Below are 17,072 nucleotides of genomic sequence, written 5' to 3'. Positions count from 1 at the left end.
GCGTCTTCCAAGACCCAGATTGTGTGCAGTTCACCTGAATCGTCGCGGGTGAATTCGGTGGCTACCTCGAGGCGCAGCACTGTCACGGTATTGCGTCGAATGGCCCCCACATAGGTGACCGAGTATGGATGACCACGGACGCAGCCTTTCCTCCAACCAGCCAATCCTCTATGTACTCGATACCAACGTATTGATCCACGATCCAAACGCCCTGCTGAACTTCGAAGAACACCACGTTGCCATCCCGATGACCGTGCTTGAGGAGCTGGACAAGCTCAAGAGCGGACACCACAGCGTTGCGGCCGAATGCCGGCAGGCGATCCGCCTGATCGACAAGACCCTGGGTGACGCCTCTCCGGAGGACGTTGAGCTCGGCGTGCCGATCCAGCGCGGCAAAAGTGGCCCCAAGGGCCTGCTTTCGATCTTGATGAGCAAGCGCACCGAACCCAACCTGGTGCTGCCTGAACACCTGAACGACAACATCATCATCAACCAGTTGATCGACCTGCACGCGCGCACCAAGGACCAGGCCGTGGTGCTGGTGACCAAAGACATCAACATGCGCCTCAAGGCCCGCGCCTGCGGGATCGCGGCGGAGGACTACAGCACCGACCAACTGGTCGACGACGTCTCGCTGTTGCCCAATGGCTACCACAACATGACCGGCTCCTTCTGGGACCGTGTGAGCAAGGTCGAGACCCGCCAGGACCACGGCCGCACCTGGCACCAGGTGCAGTTGATCGACAACCTGCCGGCGGTGCACATCAACGAGTTCATCATCGACGAACAAGGCTTCGTCGGCTGGATCAAGGAAATCCATGTCGACAAGCTGCTGATCCTCGACCTGCACCAGGAACCTTTGCTGCATCAGGAAGCCTGGGGCCTCAAGCCCCGTGACATCTATCAGAGCCTGGCGCTGTTCGCTTTGCTTGATCCGGATATCCACCTGGTCAACCTGTCCGGCGCCGCCGGTTCCGGCAAGACCATTCTGGCCCTGGCCGCTGCCATCGAGCAGACCATGGTCAGCAAGCGCTACCGGCGCATCATCGCCACCCGCAGCGTGCAGGGCCTGGACCAGGAAATCGGCTTCCTGCCCGGTACCGAAGCGGAGAAAATGGAGCCGTGGCTGGGGGCGATAACCGACAACCTCGAAGCCTTGCACATGGATGACGAAAGCACCCATGGCAGCGTCGACTACATCCTCAGCAAAGTGCCGTTGCAGTTCAAATCCCTCAACTACATTAGGGGGCGCAGCTTCCAGCAGAGCCTGATCCTGATCGACGAATGCCAGAACCTGACCCCGCACCAGATGAAAACCATTATCACCCGTGCCGGTGCCGGTTCCAAAGTGGTGTGCCTGGGTAACCTGGCGCAGATCGACACCCCTTACCTGTCCGCGACCAGCTCCGGGCTGACCTACCTGACCGAACGCTTCAAGGACTTCCCCAACGGGGTCCACATCACCCTGCAGGGCGTACCGCGCTCGATCCTGGCCGAATACGCCGAATCCCACCTGTAACCCCAGCCAAACCGGGCGACCCTATGGTCGCCCGGTTTTTTTTTCTGCCTGACATATAACCCCTGTGGGAGCGAGCTTGCTCGCGATGGCGGTGTGTCAGATAAAAATAGGTGCCTGACACACCCTCATCGCGAGCAAGCTCGCTCCCACAAGGGATCTCCGGTGTTTTGCAAATTGCAGGTGCGACAATCAAGCCTGCCGGAATTTGACCCACGGGTTTACAATCGACACTCCCGATCAGGAGTAACCCTGTGCTGACTCATCTCGATTCCCAAGGTCGCGCCAACATGGTCGACGTGACCGACAAGGCCGTGACGTTCCGTGAAGCCACGGCCGAGGCCTTTGTGCGCATGTTGCCCGACACGCTGCAGATGATCGTCAGCGGCGGTCACCCCAAGGGCGATGTGTTCGCCGTCGCACGCATTGCTGGCATCCAGGCGGCCAAGAAAACCAGTGACCTGATTCCGCTCTGCCACCCGCTGCTGCTCACCAGCGTCAAGGTCGAGCTCAATGCCGAAGGCGAGGACCGGGTGCGCATCGTCGCCCGTTGCAAACTGTCGGGGCAGACCGGCGTGGAAATGGAGGCGCTCACCGCCGCCAGCGTCGCCGCACTGACTATCTACGACATGTGCAAGGCCGTCGACCGTGGCATGACCATCGAAGGCGTGCGGGTGTTGGAAAAACTCGGCGGCAAGAGCGGCCATTTCCAGGCGGATGCGTCATGAAAATCAACGTGAAGTTCTTTGCCCGTTACCGTGAAGCGCTTGGCGTGGATTCGGTAAAGGTGGAAGGCGATTTCGCCACGGTCGACGATGTGCGCGTGCTGCTTGCCCTGCGTGACGGGGCCGAGGTGCTGAAGGAACAAAACCTGATGTGCGCGCGCAATGAAGACCTGTGCCAGCTCGACGAACCGCTGGCGGACGGCGACGAAGTGGCGTTTTTCCCCACCGTGACCGGAGGCTGAACCATGGCGATTCGTGTGCAGGTCGAACCGTTCGACGCAGGGGGCGAAGTCAACGCGATGCACGCGGCCAATGTCGGCGTGGGGGCGGTGGTGAGTTTTGTCGGCTACGTGCGTGACTTCAATGACGGCCTCGATGTGTCCGGGATGTTCTTGGAGCATTACCCAGGCATGACAGAAAAAGCCTTGGGCAAGATCGCCACCGAGGCCGAGCAGCGCTGGCCGTTGCTCAAGCTGGAGGTGCTGCACCGGATCGGTGCCCTGGAACCGGGCGAGCCGATCGTCTTCGTCGGTGCCGCCAGTGCCCATCGCCAGGCGGCGTTCGACGCCTGCGCCTTTGTCATGGACTACCTCAAGACCCGAGCGCCGTTCTGGAAAAAGGAAAACACTGTCGATGGCCCGCGCTGGGTTGAAGGGCGGGACAGTGATCATGCGGCGGCGGATCGCTGGAAGCAGTAAGCAACCTGTTGTTTTTTCGCAAGCCATAAGTCGCCATCGCGAGCAAGCTCGCTCCCACAGTGGATCTTCGTTGTACACAAGGTCCCTTGTGGGAGCGAGCTTGCTCGCGATGAGGCCATCAACCTCCCATCACATTCCCCTGCCTACCGATTGACGGTGTGTACATTAAAGTCCAATATGGATTTATAAGTACATATAAAGTCATCGCCCCACCTTTCTCTGCCAAACCAACAACAACCCGCGAGAGATCGATCATGAAAAAACTCCCCCTCATCACCGGCCTGGCCTTGAGCCTGTTGGCCTCCAGCAGCCTGTTCGCCGCTGAGAAAACCTTGCGCATCGGCATCGAGGCGGCATATCCGCCGTTTGCTTCCAAGACCTCGGAAGGGAAGATCGAGGGGTTCGACTACGACATCGGCAATGCCCTGTGCGCGCAGATGCAGGTCAAGTGCGAGTGGATCGAGGGTGAGTTCGACGGGCTGATTCCGGCGCTCAAGGTGAAGAAGATCGATCTGGCGTTGTCGTCCATGACCATTACCGAAGAGCGCAAGAAATCGGTGGATTTCACCCACAAGTACTACTTCACCTCATCGCGCCTGGTCATGAAGGAAGGGGCGGTGGTCGATGACCAGTACGCCAGCCTCAAGGGCAAGACCGTCGGTGTGCAGCGGGCCACCACCACTGACCGCTACGCCACTGAAGTCCTCGAACCCAAGGGTGTGATCGTCAAGCGCTATAGCAACAACGAAGAAATCTACATGGACCTGGCGTCCGGTCGGCTCGACGCGATTTTCGCCGACACCATCCCGCTGGAAGACTTCCTGTCGATGCCTCGTGGCAAGGGCTACGCCTTTGTCGGCCCCGAGCTCAAGGACCCCAAATACGTCGGCGAAGGCGCCGGTATCGCGGTGCGCAAGGGCAATACCCAACTGGTGGCGGATTTGAACAAGGCCATCGATGGGATTCGGGCCAATGGGGAGTATCAGAAGATCCAGGGCAAGTATTTCAAGTCGGATATCTATGGCGACTGATTGACCGCCATCGCGAGCAAGCTCGCTCCCACAGGGGACCTGGGTACAAAGATCCAGTGTGGGAGCGAGCTTGCTCGCGAAGGCGGCAGACCTGGCAAAGCAGATTTCAGCCCTTCAGCTCCTTCAAATGCTTGTACACCGTCGCCCGCCCCATATTCAGCACATTGGCCACGTAGTTGGACGCGCTCTTGCCCTTGAATGCGCCTTCGGCATGCAGCGCCAGCACCAGCTCGCGTTTGTGGTCGCGGGTCAGCAGGTTCAGGCTCAACTGACGCTCGCGCATCCAGGCATGCAGGAAGGTGTTGATCCGTTCCTGCCAGTCATCGCGAAACAGTGAGTCGGGCTGGGGGATCAACTTGCTCGGCGACAGGAACAGATCCAGCGCGGCCTTGGCATTCTCGAACAGCGAAATATTCAGGTTGATGCACAGCACCGCCAGCGGATGACCGTCGGCGTCGCGCAGTACGCTGCTGAGGCTGCGAATCTTCTGTCCGTCCCAGTTCAGCTTTTCGTAGGGCCCGATATTACGTTCGCTGACGTCCTCGCTGAGCATGTCTTCCAGGGACGAGTCATCGCCAATTTCGCGCTTGGACAGGTTATTGGCGATGTAATCGACTTTCTGGGTGCGCAGGTCGTGCAGCACCACTTCGGCGTGGGGGTAGAACAGCGTGGCGATGGCGTCGGCGATGGTGCGGAAGTTTTCCAGCGCCGGATCGGGTGGCGAGGCAGTCATGACAGGGCTCCAGGCAGCGTCAGCGCCCCGTGGAACAGGGGCGCGGGGGAGTGTGCCGCAATCGTGGCGATGCGTCACCTCAAGGTGGCTCAGCCCAGGCGTTCGGGTGACAGCATGGCGCTGTTCAGGCCGAAACGGGCCAGGGCCTCGGGCAGCGGTTCGCCACGCACCAGCGCCGCGCTGGCCTGGCCCATGGCCGGTGAGGTCTGGATGCCGTAGCCACCCTGGGCTGCGACCCAATACAGCCCGGGCAGCTGCGGATCGAAACCGGACAGCAGGTCACCGTCGGGCACGAAACTGCGCAAGCCGGCCCAGGTGCGGGTCGGGCGGCGGATGGTCAGGGTAGTGGCTTCTTCGATCTGGTAGATGCCCATGGCGATGTCCAGCTCTTCCGGCTGCACGTCATGGGGTTCCACCGGGTCGGCGTTGGCTGGCGAGCCGAGGAACATGCCGGCGTCAGGCTTCATATAGAAGGATTCGTCCAGGCTCACCAGCATCGGCCAGTCATGGATGTCCACGCCCTCGGGCCCGGCAAAAATGAACGCTGCGCGCCGCTTGGGCTGCAACCCCAGCTTCCGGGCGCCGGCCATTTCGGCAATGTGATCGGCCCATGCGCCGCCAGCATTGATCAGGATCGGTGCGGTGAACGTCTGGTTGGCGGTCTTCACCTGCCACAGCCCCTGATCATCGCGGCTCAATTGCTGGACTTCGCTGTCGGTGTGCACTTCACCGCCATTGCGACGAATACCGCGCAGGTAGCCTTGGTGCAGTGCATCGGTGTCGATGTCGCAGGCCGTGGGGTCGTAGATCGCTCCGTGGACTTTCTCCCGTCGCAGGATCGGCAGCCGCACACAGGCTTCGTCGGCGCTGAGCAGTTGCATCTGCGGCACCGTGGCCTTGGCGCTGAGGTATTGGTTGTTCAACTCGGCCGGGTCACCGGTGAAGTCCACGGTCATTTCGCCCCGAGGGGTCAGCAAGGCGTGTTCGCAGAAACCGGTCGGCGGGGCGTCGAAAAAATCCCGGCTGGCCTGGGTCAGCGCCCGCACCTGAGGGGTGCCGTAGGCGGCGGTATACAGCGCCGCCGAGCGTCCGGTGGAGTGGTAGGCCGGATGGGATTCGCGTTCGAGCACAATCACACGGCCGTGGGGGGCGAGCCAGTAACCGGTGGATGCACCGGCAATGCCGCCGCCGATGATGATGAAATCTGCTTGTTTCATGAATTCTCCTGCGAAGAATGTGCCCGGGAACTCGAAGACCCCTGTGGGAGCGAGCTTGCTCGCGAAGGCGGCCTGACAGTCGATATTGAAGGTGACTGACCCACCGCCATCGCGAGCAAGCTCGCTCCCACAAGGGAATGGTGGGTGTCAGTTGTGAAGTCGATACAGGGCATTCGCCAGCGCAACATCTTCCAGGCCCAGACCAATGGAGCGGAAGAACACGTGGCGTTGGTAGTCGGGACGCGCCACGTGTTCGCTGAGTAATTCGGGCAAATCGCCGACGATGCTCGACGCCTCCCAGCCATGCTCTTCGCCGGCGATCAGCATTTCACCGGCCGAGCCTGGGGTGGTCTGACGATAGTCGCAGAACACGTCCATGTCGTTGAGGCTTTGAGGGGGGACTTCATGGGCGCGTGGGGCGTTGGTGCTGATGGAGGTGATCAGCGCCGGTTTGCCCAAGGCCTGCGGGTCGAGTACCGCTTTGGCGGACGAGGTGCAGAGCATCACCACATCAGCGTCGTGCAGCGCCGCTTCAAGGCTGTCGGCGATGTGCAGGCGCGGGTCCAGGTCGGTGATGGAGGCAAGTTCTTGTGCCGACTTGGTCTTCAGGCCTGGCGAATATAGGCTGATAGCTTGCCAGTCCCGCAGGCCCTTGACGTATTGCACGTGTGCCCGCGCCACCGCACCGCTACCGATGACCGCCAGGCGCCGGGCGGTGTGCGGGGCGAGGGCATCGACGGCAACAGCCGTGGTGGCAGCGGTGCGAGCGGTGGTCAACTCGGCGGCATCGCACAGTAGTAGCGGCTGGCCGGTCTGCATCGACATCAACAAGGTCCAGGCGGTCACCAGCGGACCTTGCTCGCGCACGATGTAGGGCGAGGTCTTGACCCCGTAGACCTGGTCTTCAGCCAGCACACCCAGATAGTTGATGAAGTCCCCGGCGCCCTGTGGAAACACCACCAGTTGCTGGGGTGGCTGCACCGCTTGTCCAGCGGCGAGATCACGGAACAGCTTGCGCAGGATGTGCGGCACGTCGATTTGCCCGAGCAGTTCTCGGGCCTGGGCTTGGGTCATCACATGGGGCGTGCTGGACATGGGGGCTCCGGATGCTTGCGTAAACTAATTTGTCCATTATGGACTTTTAGTTTAATCGAGCAATATCCCCAGGCAAAAAAAAGCGCAGCCTGTCTTGGCTGCGCTGATCATTCCCACGCTCTGCGTGGGAATGCCTCATGGACGCTCTGCGTCCGTCTCGATGCTAAGGGCGCTTGCGCTCGACCGGTCGCAACAGATGCGTCGGCGGAGTTTCGCAATTAATCTTTTTCCCCAGCAACGCCTCAATCGACGGCAACTGGTAGGAGTCATCCTCACCGGCGAAGCTGATCGAAACCCCCGCGGCCCCGGCACGACCGGTACGGCCGATGCGATGCACGTAGTCGTCCGGCACTTCCGGCAGGGTGAAATTGATCACGTGGCTGATGCCGTCGATGTGGATACCACGACCGGCCACGTCGGTGGCCACCAGCACGCGAATCTTGCCTTCACGGAAACCTTCGAGGGTCTTGATGCGCTTGTGTTGCGGCACGTCGCCCGAGAGCTGGGCCGCGTTGACGCCATCGCGCACCAGGCGTTCCTCGATGCGGCGCACTTCGTCCTTGCGGTTGGCGAACACCATCACCCGCTCCCAACCGTTGTCGTTGACCAGGTTGTAGAGCAGCTTGTACTTGTCGGCCCCGGCGACTGCGTAGATATGTTGCTCGACGTTTTCGCTGGCGACGTTCTCGGCTTCGATCTCGACGATGGCAGGGTCGGTGGTCCACTGCTTGGCCAGGTTCATCACGTCCTCGGTGAAGGTGGCGGAGAACAGCAGGGTCTGGCGTTCGCTTTTCGGTGGAGTCTGGCGAATGATCTGGCGCACTTGCGGGATGAAGCCCATGTCGAGCATGCGGTCGGCTTCGTCCAGCACCATCACTTCGACCATGTCCAGGTGCACGTCGCCGCGCTGGTTGAAGTCCAGCAGGCGGCCCGGCGTGGCGACCAGGATGTCGCAGTGACGGGCTTCGAGGTGCTTGAGCTGCTTGTCGAAATCCATGCCACCCACGAACGTCATGACGTTCAGGCCGGTGTACTTGGTCAGGTCGGCGGCGTCCTTGGCGATCTGCACCACCAGCTCGCGGGTCGGCGCGATGATCAGCGCCCGCGGTTCGCCCATGTAGCGTTCCTTGGGCGGTGGGGTCTGGAGCAGCTGGGTGATGATGGAAATCAGGAATGCGGCGGTCTTGCCGGTGCCGGTCTGAGCGCGACCGATGGCGTCTTTGCCGGCGAGGGTGTAACCGAGCACTTGCGCCTGGATCGGCGTGCAATACGGGAAACCCAGGTCCTGGATGGCATGCATCAGTTCCGGGGCGAGCTTGAAATCGTGGAAGCGGGTCTTGCCTTCCTGGGGTTCTACGACGAAGTCCTCGAGCTTCCAGGCGACGACCGGCGGTTTCGGTGCGCGTTCGCGCCGTGGCCTGGGGGTTTCGTTGCGTGGTTTCTCGGGCTCGGGGGCCGTAACAGGCTGGGCGACGGGTTCTTTTGTTGCCTGTGCAACAGGTGCCGCCCGGCGCGGTTGTTGCGCATCGGTACGGCTCGGGCCGTGGGTCGGCGCAGTGGAGCCAGGCGCGAGTTGCTCGGCCTCGCTTTTACCGAACATCTTCTTGAGTGCTTTGAGCACGGTCATCTCATCGATTGGTTAAGGAATGTACGCCGGCCAGTGTAATGCAAGAAACGGGCGCGGCGTAGTGTGATCGTCAAAGGACCGGCGTGGCGATCAGCCTCTTAGCGCAACCGCTCGGCCAGCCAGGTGCCGATGTCGCGAATCTCCTCGGGTAACACTTCGTGGCCCATTGGGTATTCTTGCCATGTCACGGTGACACCATGCTGCTTCAAATACTCTTTTGCGGTCCGACCCATGGGGTTGAGTACCACTTCGTCGTATTGCCCGTGCAGCGCCAGGACTGGAATACGTTGCTGGCTGGCCGACAATTGCAACTCATCGCTGAAAGTCGGTGCATAAGTAGACAGCGCGACCACGCCGCCCAGCGGGCCCTGCCATTTCACGAATGCCGTGTGATAGACCACCGCGCCGCCCTGGGAGAAACCCGCCAGGAAAATCCGCGAGGCGTCTATTCCGCTGGCTCGCTGGGTTTCGATCAGGTCGATGACCCGTTGTGCCGAGGCTTCGAGCTGCTGTTCGTCAATGGCCCGCGCCGGGCTCAAGGCCCGGATGTCGTACCAACTGGGCATGGCGTAGCCGCCGTTAATCGTTACTGGTTGGGTCGGTGCCTGGGGTAGAACGAAACGTGTGGTGAGCAAACTTTGTTGCAACATTTCAGCGACTGGCAGGAAATCAAAACGATCGGCGCCCAGGCCGTGAAGCCAGATAACGCACGCGTCGGCAGTGCCGCTGGGCTCGAGAATCAGGGGGTCGGTCATGGTTGTGCTCCAAATCTGTGCGGGCGCGCCCAATCAGTGCGTGATTACAGTGCGTGTCCGGTGTCTCAGTTAATTAGATGTCGCAAAGTTGAAAGTTTTTGTCTTGACGTGTTTTACAAGGGCTAAGCGCAGCGGTCTGGTACGGGCTTTGCTATGGGTGTACCCGAGTGATGATTCTTACGCTGTGCGGTAACACTATCAGTTCACCGCGACGCATGGGATATCAGAAATCCGGTGATGAATGTTCGCCAGTAGCCGCTACGGGCTTCGCGAACGTGAAGGGCTACAGCCCGTTCGGCCGATTGGTGAGAGATGGGCATGACCACTGTTTACGGACATCCTCATTATTAGACTCATAGCGAAGGTCCAGACGTCGGTTGACCCTAAAAAAAGCCAACAAGGGTCGGCAATGCCCCAAAAGGGTGCGACAGGACTCGAGCTCCGACACAACAAGAGCAAAACTGGAGGTTTGAATGAAGTTACTGAAATCCACCCTGGCCGTCATGACTGCAGCAGCAGTCCTTGGTGTCAGCGGGTTCGCTCAGGCGGGTGCAACTCTGGATGCCGTGCAGAAAAAAGGTTTTGTGCAATGTGGTGTGAGTGATGGCCTGCCGGGTTTCTCGGTGCCTGATTCGACCGGCAAGATCGTCGGTATCGACGCTGATTTCTGCCGTGCCGTGGCCGCTGCTGTATTTGGCGATGCGACCAAGGTCAAGTTCAGCCAGTTGAACGCCAAGGAGCGCTTCACCGCGCTGCAATCGGGCGAAATCGACATGCTCTCGCGCAACTCCACCATGACCAGCTCCCGTGACGCGGGCATGGGCTTGAAATTCCCAGGCTTCATCACCTACTACGACGGCATCGGCTTCCTGGCCAACAACAAGCTGGGTGTCAAAAGCGCCAAGGAACTGGACGGTGCAACCATCTGCATCCAGGCCGGTACCACCACCGAGCTGAACGTTTCCGACTACTTCCGCGCCAACGGCCTGAAGTACACCCCGATCACTTTTGACACCTCCGATGAAAGCGCCAAGTCGCTGGAATCCGGTCGTTGCGACGTGCTGACCTCGGACAAATCCCAGCTGTTCGCCCAGCGCAGCAAGCTGGCTTCGCCAAAGGACTACGTGGTTCTGCCGGAAACCATTTCCAAGGAGCCCCTGGGCCCAGTCGTGCGTAACGGCGACGACGAGTGGCTGGCCATTGTCCGTTGGACTGGCTACGCCTTGCTCAACGCTGAAGAAGCTGGTGTGACCTCGAAGAACGTCGAGGCCGAAGCCAAGTCCACCAAGAACCCTGATGTCGCTCGTATGCTGGGCGCTGATGGTGAATACGGCAAAGACCTGAAACTGCCGAAAGACTGGGTTGTGCAGATCGTCAAGCAGGTCGGCAACTACGGTGAAATGTTCGAGCGCAACCTCGGCAAGGGCACTCCGCTGGAAATCGACCGCGGCCTGAACGCTCTGTGGAACGCCGGCGGCATTCAATACGCACCACCAGTGCGCTGATGGTTCTATCACCCGGTGGGCCAACCACCGGGTGATGTTCTGTTCCATTCTTTGCGGGGCACTTCATGCAAAATTCAATCGGCGCACCTAAGCAGAGGCTCAGCCTCAGCGATCCACGAGTGCGTGCGTGGGTATTTCAAATCGTCACTGTCGTGGCGGTTATCGCGCTGGGCTGGTTTCTGTTCGATAACACACAAACCAATCTTCAGCACCGAGGCATCACCTCCGGTTTCGGCTTCCTGGAACGCAGTGCCGGTTTCGGCATCGCCCAACACCTGATCGACTACACCGAAGCGGACAGCTATGCCCGGGTCTTTGTCATCGGGTTGCTCAACACGCTGCTGGTCACGTTCATTGGCGTGATCCTGGCAACTATCCTGGGGTTCATCATCGGTGTGGCACGGCTGTCGCAGAATTGGATCATTTCCAAGCTGGCAACCGTTTATGTCGAGGTTTTCCGTAATATCCCGCCACTGCTGCAAATCCTGTTCTGGTACTTCGCGGTATTCCTGAGCATGCCAGGACCGCGGGCCGCCCATAACTTCGGCGACACCTTCTTTGTCAGCAGCCGGGGCCTGAACATGCCTGCCGCGCTGATGGCCGAAGGGTTCTGGCCGTTCGTGATCAGTGTTGTGCTGGCGATCGTCGCCATCGTGCTGATGACGCGTTGGGCCAACAAGCGTTTCGAAGCGACTGGCGAGCCGTTTCATAAATTCTGGGTCGGCCTGGCGCTGTTCCTGGTGATCCCGGCGTTGAGCGCGCTGCTTTTTGGTGCGCCGGTGCATTGGGAAATGCCGGAGCTCAAGGGCTTCAACTTCGTCGGTGGCTGGGTGCTGATCCCGGAACTGCTGGCCTTGACCCTGGCCTTGACCGTGTACACCGCGGCGTTCATCGCCGAGATCGTACGCTCGGGCATCAAGTCGGTCAGCCACGGCCAGACCGAAGCCGCCCGTTCCCTGGGGCTGCGCAACGGTCCGACCCTGCGCAAAGTGATCATCCCGCAGGCCCTGCGCGTGATCATTCCACCGTTGACCAGCCAATACCTGAACCTGGCGAAAAACTCCTCCCTGGCGGCCGGTATCGGCTACCCGGAAATGGTTTCGCTGTTTGCCGGCACAGTGTTGAACCAGACGGGCCAGGCCATCGAGGTGATTGCGATCACCATGAGTGTGTACCTGGCGATCAGTATCAGCATTTCGTTGCTGATGAACTGGTACAACAAGCGCATTGCGCTGATCGAGCGGTGAGGAAACGCGCATGACGACTCATACTTTCAAACCAGACATGCCCCCGCCGGGCAGCAGCATCGGCGTGGTGGCGTGGATGCGCGCCAACATGTTCTCCAGCTGGATCAACACGCTGCTGACCCTGTTTGCGTTCTACCTGATCTACCTGATCGTTCCACCGCTGTTGCACTGGGCGATCCTCGATGCCAACTGGGTCGGTACCACCCGCGCCGACTGCACCAAGGAAGGCGCCTGCTGGGTGTTCATCCAGCAGCGTTTCGGTCAGTTCATGTACGGCTATTACCCGACGGATCTGCGCTGGCGCGTCGACCTGACCGTATGGCTGGCAGTGATCGGTGTGGCGCCGTTGTTCATCTCGCGCTTCCCGCGCAAGGCGATCTACGGCCTGAGTTTCCTGGTGCTGTATCCGATCATCGCCTGGTGCCTGCTGCACGGCGGCGTGTTCGGCCTGGACGCCGTGGCGACCAGCCAATGGGGCGGCCTGATGCTGACCCTGGTGATCGCTACCGTCGGTATCGTCGGTGCACTGCCGCTAGGCATCGTCCTGGCGTTGGGCCGTCGTTCGAACATGCCGGCGATTCGCGTGGTCTGCGTGACCTTCATCGAGTTCTGGCGCGGCGTGCCATTGATCACGGTGCTGTTCATGTCCTCGGTGATGCTGCCGCTGTTCCTGCCTGAAGGCATGAACTTCGACAAGCTGCTGCGGGCGTTGATCGGGGTGATCCTGTTCCAGTCGGCCTACATTGCCGAAGTGGTGCGTGGTGGCCTGCAAGCCATTCCCAAGGGCCAGTACGAAGCGGCCGCGGCGATGGGCCTGGGTTACTGGCGCAGCATGGGCCTGGTGATTCTGCCGCAAGCCCTGAAGCTGGTGATCCCGGGTATCGTCAACACCTTTATTGCGTTGTTCAAGGACACGAGCCTGGTGATCATCATCGGCCTGTTCGACCTGCTCAACAGCGTGAAACAAGCTGCCGCCGACCCGAAATGGCTGGGCATGGCCACTGAAGGCTATGTGTTCGCCGCCCTGGTGTTCTGGATTTTCTGTTTTGGTATGTCCCGCTATTCCATGCATTTGGAACGCAAGCTGGACACTGGCCACAAGCGTTAGGAGCGTAGTTTATGAGTGAAGCGATCAAACAGCCTGTGAGCCCTGAAGGCATTATTCAGATGCAGGGCGTCAACAAGTGGTACGGCCAGTTCCACGTGTTGAAAGACATCAACCTGAACGTCAAGCAGGGCGAGCGTATCGTGCTGTGCGGCCCGTCGGGCTCCGGCAAGTCCACCACCATCCGCTGCCTCAACCGCCTGGAAGAGCACCAGCAGGGCCGCATCGTGGTCGACGGCGTGGAGCTGACCAACGACCTCAAGCAGATCGAAGCGATCCGCCGTGAAGTCGGCATGGTGTTCCAGCACTTCAACCTGTTCCCGCACCTGACCATCCTGCAGAACTGCACCCTGGCGCCGATGTGGGTACGCAAGATGCCCAAGCGCAAGGCCGAGGAAATCGCCATGCATTACCTGGAGCGCGTGCGCATTCCAGAGCAGGCGAACAAGTACCCGGGCCAGCTCTCCGGCGGTCAGCAACAGCGCGTGGCCATCGCTCGTGCCCTGTGCATGAAACCGAAAATCATGCTGTTCGACGAGCCGACCTCGGCCCTCGACCCGGAAATGGTGAAAGAAGTGCTGGACACCATGATCGGCCTGGCCGAAGACGGCATGACCATGCTCTGCGTGACCCACGAAATGGGTTTCGCCCGCACCGTGGCCAACCGCGTGATCTTCATGGACAAGGGTGAAATCGTCGAACAGGCCGCGCCGAACGACTTCTTCGACAACCCGCAGAATGACCGCACCAAGCTGTTCCTGAGCCAGATCCTGCATTGATCCGGCCTTAGGCAGTGAAATAAGCCCGGACTTGTCCGGGTTTATTTTTGCCTGCGTTTTCTTCGCCTCAGGAGCTGAGCACGGTTTCGCGCTCGGGGTGGCGGTCAAGCAACAACTGCCGCAGGTCGGTGCCTTCGTCCAGGATCTGGATCTCGGCCATCAGGTGCGGATGACGATCCAGCAGGCGCATCAGCATGAACAGCGGTTGAGGTGGGGGGATCTCGCCTCGCTCATAGCGGGAAAAGGCATTGTGCCCACCGCCGGACAGTAACTTCACGGCTTCTTTCTGGGTTAGATGCAGTTTGCGACGGATGCGCTTGATCTCTGCGCCCATGGCTTGAAGACAGTCTTCGAGCAGCTGGTCGCTTGCCTTGGAGTAGCGCTCGGCGCTGTCGGTATCGTGATCGAATTCTATTTCGCCACAGACCTGGCACTCCCACCCGGCGATGTCGTGCACCGGTCGGGCTACCCGCTTGTAGTCGACTGAGAAGCTGCGATTCTTGAAGTGATGCATCGCCTTGTCTGTGCCACAGCTGACACATTGCTGTGTTTTCATTGGTTTTTCTCTTTGAAGGAGATCACCGGATGCCCACCGCCGGGGCGGTAAGTCACTTTGATGTAGATCTCCCGATCCTGAAATGTTGTGTGATAGACGTCTTGCCAGATTCGGTGATCGGCATAGGTGGTCATCGATTTGTGCAGCATCCTGTACTCCAGCAGGTGAACGATCCGCAGCATCTGGGCAAGACTTAACGTCATCCTCCGTCCGCCTTCCCGCGCGCTCATCGTGAAAGCCTTGCTTCCCAACCTGCGAACCTCGGCCTTGACCTCTGCCAGCTCGTAATGGGGCGTGCTCTTTTCCATAAGAAGTCATTTACCTTGTCTCTAAAATTACCCTCAAAGGGTAATTTTGACTAATCGAAAATCTCGCTCTTTATCTGCCCTTAAACCCTAGGCGCTTGTTCTCTGGGATGAAGCTGACTAACATGTCAGAAAATTCATCCTATGATTGGATGAAAGGGCGGACTCCATGTCAGATATTTCTCCATTAATAAAGCGCTCCCTAGTCGATCAGGCCTTGGAGCAATTGCGCCGACGTATCAGCGATGGTGTGTGGGCCGTCGGCCAGCGCTTGCCCACCGAGCCGGAGTTGGTGGCGGAACTGGGTATCAGCCGCAACACCGTGCGCGAAGCCATGCGCGTGCTGGCGTTTTCCGGGCTGATCGAGATCCGCCAGGGCGACGGCAGTTACGTGCGGGCAGTGGTTGATCCGCTGGATACGCTCAAGGTGCTGTCCCGCTGTTCGTTGGAACAGGCCCGGGAAACCCGGCATATCCTGGAGGTAGAGGCCATTGGCCTGGCGGCGCTGCGGCGCACCGATGAGGATCTGCTTGCCTTGCGCCGGGCGCTGCAAGACAGCGGCGAGCATTATCACGGCGACCTGGAGCACTACATCGCCTGCGACCTGGTGTTCCACCGCCTCCTGGTGGATGCCGCGCACAACCCTGCGCTCAGTGAACTCTATCGCTACTTCTCCAGCGTCATCGGCGCACAGCTGCGCCAGAGCCTCAACATCACCCCGCGCCATCAACATGTGTTCGACCTGCATGTCGAAATCCTTGAAGCCGTCGAGCAACAGGATCCGCAACGGGCCAAGTCCCTGTGCCGCCAATTGATCAATGAACCCTGAGTGCTTGAAACCCTGAGCCCCGAACCCGAGTTTTCCATGTCCCGCGATCTGCTTGACCCTGCCACTTCGACGGCGCCCAAACGCGCCGCCGAACTCGAAGAACTGTTGATCGACGCCGAGGCCGACGATGAGCAGGCCCAGCAGCACCATCCGTTGGTGCGCCGCCCCTGGCTGTTGCTGCTCGGGTTGATCCTGGTGGCGCTGAACTTGCGTCCGGCGTTGTCGAGCATGGCGCCGTTGCTCAGCGAAGTGTCAAGAAGCCTCGGCCTGTCGGCTGCCCAGGCCGGTTTGCTGACCACATTGCCTGTGCTTTGCCTGGGCCTGTTCGCGCCGCTGGCGCCGGTGCTGGCGCGGCGCTTCGGTGCCGAGCGCGTGGTGCTGGGGATCTTGTTGACGCTGGCGGGCGGGATTGTCTTGCGCAGCGCCTTCGGTCAGGTCGGGCTGTTTGTCGGCAGCATCCTGGCCGGCGCGAGTATCGGTGTGATCGGCGTGCTGCTGCCGGGCATCGTCAAGCGCGACTTCGCCAAACAGGCCGGCACCATGACCGGTGTCTACACCATGGCTTTGTGCCTGGGCGCGGCGATGGCGGCCGGGGCGACCGTGCCGCTGAGCGAGCAGCTTGGCCACAGCTGGGCCTTGGGCCTGGGCTTCTGGGTGGTCCCGGCGCTGCTGGCCGCGGTGTTCTGGTTACCGCAAGTGGGCGGGAAACACGGAGCCCACCAAGTGGCTTATCGGGTCCGCGGCTTGCTGCGTGATCCCCTGGCCTGGCAAGTGACGTTGTACATGGGGCTGCAATCGTCCCTGGCCTACATCGTCTTTGGCTGGCTGCCGTCGATCCTGATTGGCCGTGGCCTGACCCCGACCCAGGCCGGGCTCGTGCTGTCCGGTTCGGTCATCGTGCAGTTGATCAGTTCCCTCGCGGCGCCCTGGTTGGCAACGCGCGGCAAGGACCAGCGCCTGGCCATCGTGATCGTCATGCTCATGGTCCTGGGTGGCTTGTTCGGTTGCCTCTACGCGCCGCTCGATGGCTTGTGGGGCTGGGCGATCCTGCTGGGCTTGGGGCAGGGCGGATCATTCAGCCTGGCGCTCACGCTGATCGTGTTGCGTTCGCGGGACGCCCACGTGGCCGCCAACCTTTCCAGCATGGCCCAGGGGTTCGGCTATACGCTGGCGTCGCTGGGGCCGTTCGCGGTGGGTGTGGTCCACGACTTGACCGGCGGCTGGAATGCCCTGGGCTGGATCTTCGGCCTGGTTGGCCTGGGGGCGATCATCGCCGGCATCGGCGCAGGCCGGACGTTGTACGTCGGGGTCAGCAGCGAAAGGGTCACTGACCTTCGTTGATATCATTT

General features: G+C 60.5%; 18 protein-coding genes. 11 read left to right on the top strand and 7 right to left on the bottom strand.

Annotated elements, in window-relative coordinates; all coding sequences use genetic code 11:
* Nucleotides 1-124: 124 nt before the first annotated feature.
* The 5 genes from F7R20_RS09855 to F7R20_RS09835 all read left to right on the top strand — a co-directional run bounded on the left by F7R20_RS09855 (nt 125) and on the right by F7R20_RS09835 (nt 3,970).
* A complete protein-coding gene (locus tag F7R20_RS09855) occupies nt 125-1,519 on the top strand; it encodes a PhoH family protein (RefSeq protein ID WP_003205312.1) in 1,395 nt (464 codons plus the stop codon).
* 251 nt (nt 1,520-1,770) lie between these two features.
* A complete protein-coding gene (gene moaC, locus F7R20_RS09850) occupies nt 1,771-2,244 on the top strand; it encodes a cyclic pyranopterin monophosphate synthase MoaC (RefSeq protein ID WP_003205311.1) in 474 nt (157 codons plus the stop codon).
* The gene (locus tag F7R20_RS09845; protein ID WP_003205310.1) at nt 2,241-2,483 is read left to right on the top strand and encodes a MoaD/ThiS family protein; all 243 of its coding nucleotides are present in this window, start codon (nt 2,241-2,243) and stop codon (nt 2,481-2,483) included. Before moaC ends, F7R20_RS09845 begins: the two co-directional genes overlap by 4 nt.
* 3 nt (nt 2,484-2,486) lie before the next feature.
* Entirely contained in the window at nt 2,487-2,939 is a 453-nt protein-coding gene (gene moaE / locus F7R20_RS09840; protein ID WP_003205309.1) for a molybdopterin synthase catalytic subunit MoaE, read from the top strand.
* A 254-nt stretch (nt 2,940-3,193) separates the two neighbouring features.
* Nucleotides 3,194-3,970 carry an ABC transporter substrate-binding protein gene (locus F7R20_RS09835; protein WP_003205308.1) on the top strand — a complete coding sequence of 259 codons (777 nt, stop codon included), beginning with the start codon at nt 3,194-3,196 and terminating at the stop codon, nt 3,968-3,970.
* A 106-nt stretch (nt 3,971-4,076) separates the two neighbouring features.
* Here F7R20_RS09835 and F7R20_RS09830 read toward each other — a convergent pair whose 3' ends face one another.
* From F7R20_RS09830 to F7R20_RS09810, 5 genes are all read right to left on the bottom strand, one after another.
* The gene (locus F7R20_RS09830; RefSeq protein ID WP_003205307.1) at nt 4,077-4,703 is read right to left on the bottom strand and encodes a helix-turn-helix transcriptional regulator; all 627 of its coding nucleotides are present in this window, start codon (nt 4,701-4,703) and stop codon (nt 4,077-4,079) included.
* A gap of 89 nt (nt 4,704-4,792) precedes the next feature.
* Nucleotides 4,793-5,920: an NAD(P)/FAD-dependent oxidoreductase gene (locus F7R20_RS09825; protein WP_003205306.1), complete on the bottom strand. Its 1,128-nt coding sequence runs from the start codon at nt 5,918-5,920 to the stop codon at nt 4,793-4,795.
* Between the two features lie 147 nt (nt 5,921-6,067).
* Nucleotides 6,068-7,015 (bottom strand): ornithine cyclodeaminase family protein, encoded by a 948-nt coding sequence (locus tag F7R20_RS09820; protein ID WP_003205305.1) that lies wholly within the window; start codon nt 7,013-7,015, stop codon nt 6,068-6,070.
* A 163-nt stretch (nt 7,016-7,178) separates the two neighbouring features.
* Nucleotides 7,179-8,642 carry an ATP-dependent RNA helicase RhlB gene (rhlB, locus tag F7R20_RS09815; protein WP_003205304.1) on the bottom strand — a complete coding sequence of 488 codons (1,464 nt, stop codon included), beginning with the start codon at nt 8,640-8,642 and terminating at the stop codon, nt 7,179-7,181.
* 98 nt (nt 8,643-8,740) lie between these two features.
* The gene (locus F7R20_RS09810) at nt 8,741-9,397 is read right to left on the bottom strand and encodes an alpha/beta hydrolase (protein ID WP_003205303.1); all 657 of its coding nucleotides are present in this window, start codon (nt 9,395-9,397) and stop codon (nt 8,741-8,743) included.
* 473 nt (nt 9,398-9,870) lie between these two features.
* Between F7R20_RS09810 and F7R20_RS09805 the strand changes: the two genes are divergently transcribed.
* The 4 genes from F7R20_RS09805 to F7R20_RS09790 all read left to right on the top strand — a co-directional run bounded on the left by F7R20_RS09805 (nt 9,871) and on the right by F7R20_RS09790 (nt 14,033).
* The gene (locus F7R20_RS09805) at nt 9,871-10,902 is read left to right on the top strand and encodes an amino acid ABC transporter substrate-binding protein (RefSeq protein ID WP_003205302.1); all 1,032 of its coding nucleotides are present in this window, start codon (nt 9,871-9,873) and stop codon (nt 10,900-10,902) included.
* Between the two features lie 65 nt (nt 10,903-10,967).
* Entirely contained in the window at nt 10,968-12,149 is a 1,182-nt protein-coding gene (locus F7R20_RS09800) for an amino acid ABC transporter permease (RefSeq protein WP_003205301.1), read from the top strand.
* Nucleotides 12,150-12,159: 10 nt separating this feature from the next.
* Entirely contained in the window at nt 12,160-13,257 is a 1,098-nt protein-coding gene (locus tag F7R20_RS09795) for an amino acid ABC transporter permease (protein ID WP_003205300.1), read from the top strand.
* Nucleotides 13,258-13,268: 11 nt separating this feature from the next.
* On the top strand, nt 13,269-14,033 hold the full coding sequence (locus F7R20_RS09790; protein WP_003205299.1) for an amino acid ABC transporter ATP-binding protein: 765 nt from the start codon (nt 13,269-13,271) through the stop codon (nt 14,031-14,033).
* Nucleotides 14,034-14,100: 67 nt separating this feature from the next.
* Here F7R20_RS09790 and F7R20_RS09785 read toward each other — a convergent pair whose 3' ends face one another.
* Both F7R20_RS09785 and F7R20_RS09780 read right to left on the bottom strand, forming a co-directional pair.
* A complete protein-coding gene (locus tag F7R20_RS09785; protein ID WP_003205298.1) occupies nt 14,101-14,589 on the bottom strand; it encodes a type II toxin-antitoxin system MqsA family antitoxin in 489 nt (162 codons plus the stop codon).
* On the bottom strand, nt 14,586-14,897 hold the full coding sequence (locus tag F7R20_RS09780) for a type II toxin-antitoxin system MqsR family toxin (protein ID WP_003205297.1): 312 nt from the start codon (nt 14,895-14,897) through the stop codon (nt 14,586-14,588). Before F7R20_RS09780 ends, F7R20_RS09785 begins: the two co-directional genes overlap by 4 nt.
* A 166-nt stretch (nt 14,898-15,063) precedes the next feature.
* Between F7R20_RS09780 and F7R20_RS09775 the strand changes: the two genes are divergently transcribed.
* Both F7R20_RS09775 and F7R20_RS09770 read left to right on the top strand, forming a co-directional pair.
* Entirely contained in the window at nt 15,064-15,723 is a 660-nt protein-coding gene (locus F7R20_RS09775) for a FadR/GntR family transcriptional regulator (protein WP_003205296.1), read from the top strand.
* 36 nt (nt 15,724-15,759) lie between these two features.
* Nucleotides 15,760-17,064, top strand: a complete 1,305-nt coding sequence (locus F7R20_RS09770) for a CynX/NimT family MFS transporter (protein ID WP_050516655.1) — start codon at nt 15,760-15,762, stop codon at nt 17,062-17,064.
* Nucleotides 17,065-17,072 lie beyond the last annotated feature (8 nt).

It is taken from the genome of Pseudomonas brassicacearum subsp. brassicacearum (assembly GCF_008801605.1).
In the GTDB taxonomy this organism is placed as follows: domain Bacteria; phylum Pseudomonadota; class Gammaproteobacteria; order Pseudomonadales; family Pseudomonadaceae; genus Aquipseudomonas; species Aquipseudomonas brassicacearum.
Note: the sequence above shows the minus strand (reverse complement) of the source record. Positions and strands in the feature narration are given on the sequence as shown.

What these genes read in the sequence shown, in the direction of transcription:
- F7R20_RS09845 (WP_003205310.1), top strand. Translation starts at nt 2,241, where the DNA reads ATGAAAATCAACGTGAAGTTCTTTGCCCGTTACCGTGAAGCGCTTGGC.
- F7R20_RS09820 (WP_003205305.1), bottom strand. Translation starts at nt 7,015, where the DNA reads ATGTCCAGCACGCCCCATGTGATGACCCAAGCCCAGGCCCGAGAACTG.
- F7R20_RS09785 (WP_003205298.1), bottom strand. Translation starts at nt 14,589, where the DNA reads ATGAAAACACAGCAATGTGTCAGCTGTGGCACAGACAAGGCGATGCAT.
- F7R20_RS09770 (WP_050516655.1), top strand. Translation starts at nt 15,760, where the DNA reads ATGTCCCGCGATCTGCTTGACCCTGCCACTTCGACGGCGCCCAAACGC.
- F7R20_RS09830 (WP_003205307.1), bottom strand. Translation starts at nt 4,703, where the DNA reads ATGACTGCCTCGCCACCCGATCCGGCGCTGGAAAACTTCCGCACCATC.
- moaE (WP_003205309.1), top strand. Translation starts at nt 2,487, where the DNA reads ATGGCGATTCGTGTGCAGGTCGAACCGTTCGACGCAGGGGGCGAAGTC.
- F7R20_RS09810 (WP_003205303.1), bottom strand. Translation starts at nt 9,397, where the DNA reads ATGACCGACCCCCTGATTCTCGAGCCCAGCGGCACTGCCGACGCGTGC.
- F7R20_RS09790 (WP_003205299.1), top strand. Translation starts at nt 13,269, where the DNA reads ATGAGTGAAGCGATCAAACAGCCTGTGAGCCCTGAAGGCATTATTCAG.
- rhlB (WP_003205304.1), bottom strand. Translation starts at nt 8,642, where the DNA reads ATGACCGTGCTCAAAGCACTCAAGAAGATGTTCGGTAAAAGCGAGGCC.
- F7R20_RS09800 (WP_003205301.1), top strand. Translation starts at nt 10,968, where the DNA reads ATGCAAAATTCAATCGGCGCACCTAAGCAGAGGCTCAGCCTCAGCGAT.
- F7R20_RS09835 (WP_003205308.1), top strand. Translation starts at nt 3,194, where the DNA reads ATGAAAAAACTCCCCCTCATCACCGGCCTGGCCTTGAGCCTGTTGGCC.
- F7R20_RS09775 (WP_003205296.1), top strand. Translation starts at nt 15,064, where the DNA reads ATGTCAGATATTTCTCCATTAATAAAGCGCTCCCTAGTCGATCAGGCC.
- F7R20_RS09825 (WP_003205306.1), bottom strand. Translation starts at nt 5,920, where the DNA reads ATGAAACAAGCAGATTTCATCATCATCGGCGGCGGCATTGCCGGTGCA.
- F7R20_RS09795 (WP_003205300.1), top strand. Translation starts at nt 12,160, where the DNA reads ATGACGACTCATACTTTCAAACCAGACATGCCCCCGCCGGGCAGCAGC.
- F7R20_RS09855 (WP_003205312.1), top strand. Translation starts at nt 125, where the DNA reads ATGGATGACCACGGACGCAGCCTTTCCTCCAACCAGCCAATCCTCTAT.
- F7R20_RS09780 (WP_003205297.1), bottom strand. Translation starts at nt 14,897, where the DNA reads ATGGAAAAGAGCACGCCCCATTACGAGCTGGCAGAGGTCAAGGCCGAG.
- F7R20_RS09805 (WP_003205302.1), top strand. Translation starts at nt 9,871, where the DNA reads ATGAAGTTACTGAAATCCACCCTGGCCGTCATGACTGCAGCAGCAGTC.